Source organism: Mycobacterium asiaticum (assembly GCF_001668675.1).
GTDB lineage: Bacteria > Actinomycetota > Actinomycetes > Mycobacteriales > Mycobacteriaceae > Mycobacterium > Mycobacterium asiaticum_D.
In genome coordinates, this window is sequence record NZ_LZKQ01000240.1 from 1 (window position 1) to 1,003 (window position 1,003).

Sequence of the window (1,003 nt, forward strand, 5' to 3'; positions counted from 1 at the left end):
CAAGACGCCGCCGCCATGTACAGCTACGCCGGCGCCTCCGCCGCCGCAACCACACTGACACCCTTCACCCAACCACCACCAACCACCACCAACGGCGCGGCCGCCCAAACCGCCGCACTCCCCCAAGCCGCCACCGGCACAGCCCAATCCACCCTCGCCCAAATGGCAGCCATCCCCAACCTGCTGCAAACCCTGTCAACCGGGGGGTCGTTCGACCCAGTCGCCTGGTTGCACACCTTCGCGACGAGCCCAGTAGGCACGGCGATCAACCGGTTCGGATCTGATTTCGGCAATGTGGCAACCGAATTCAGCGGCGTCGCCTTCGTGGCTTCGGGGATTACCCCCTTCTTTGTGTCGCTCTACCCGCTGGCGTTGCCTGCATCGGCGGCAGCCGCCACGTCGGCCGTCTCGGGTGATGCAGCAAACACGGTAACGGCCGCATCGGCTTCGGCAGGGCTCGGTGACGGTGCAGTGACGGCCGGTGTGGGCGACGCGGCGGCAGTGGGCAAGTTGTCGGTGCCGCCGGCATGGGGTAACGGCTCATCCCCGGCAATACGGCTCGCCGCATTGGATGTGCCAAGCGCCGGAGTGCAGGGCGTGCCCCAGGGCCAGATCGGTGGCACTGCAGGCTACTACGGCTTACCCCCGATGGGCGGGTTGGTCAACGCACCACGAGGCGACCAGCTCCGTTCGACAGCCGGGGAGCGGCACAAGGTCATCCCCGCGTTGGCCCGAGACATGAACGCCGATGATGCCCAAGCGCGTCAATCGAAGCCACCACAAACCCTCCGCAACGTGGTGAGCGCCCTGAGCGAGGGCGAACGCGACGAGCTCGACAAGCTGCGCAGGGAGATTGCCGAATTGGCGACTGAGCGAGATGCGGCGGCTCGCTTGGTCAAGGAGGCGCTGTGGTGATCAGTCTTGTCGACTATGCGGTTTTGCCGCCGGAGATCAATTCGGGCCGGATGTATGCCGGTGCCGGATCGGGACCCATGGTGGCCGC

2 protein-coding genes are annotated in these 1,003 nt (G+C 66.3%); both read left to right on the top strand.

Features of this window, described 5'->3' with window-relative positions:
• Positions 1–915, top strand: a 915-nt coding sequence (locus A9X01_RS21020; protein WP_081282521.1) for a PE/PPE C-terminal domain-containing protein, incomplete at its 5' end; no start/stop codon positions are given.
• Positions 915–1,003 (top strand): PPE domain-containing protein (locus tag A9X01_RS30085; protein ID WP_155772199.1); only part of this gene is annotated, 89 nt, incomplete at its 3' end. The genes A9X01_RS21020 and A9X01_RS30085, both read left to right, overlap by 1 nt.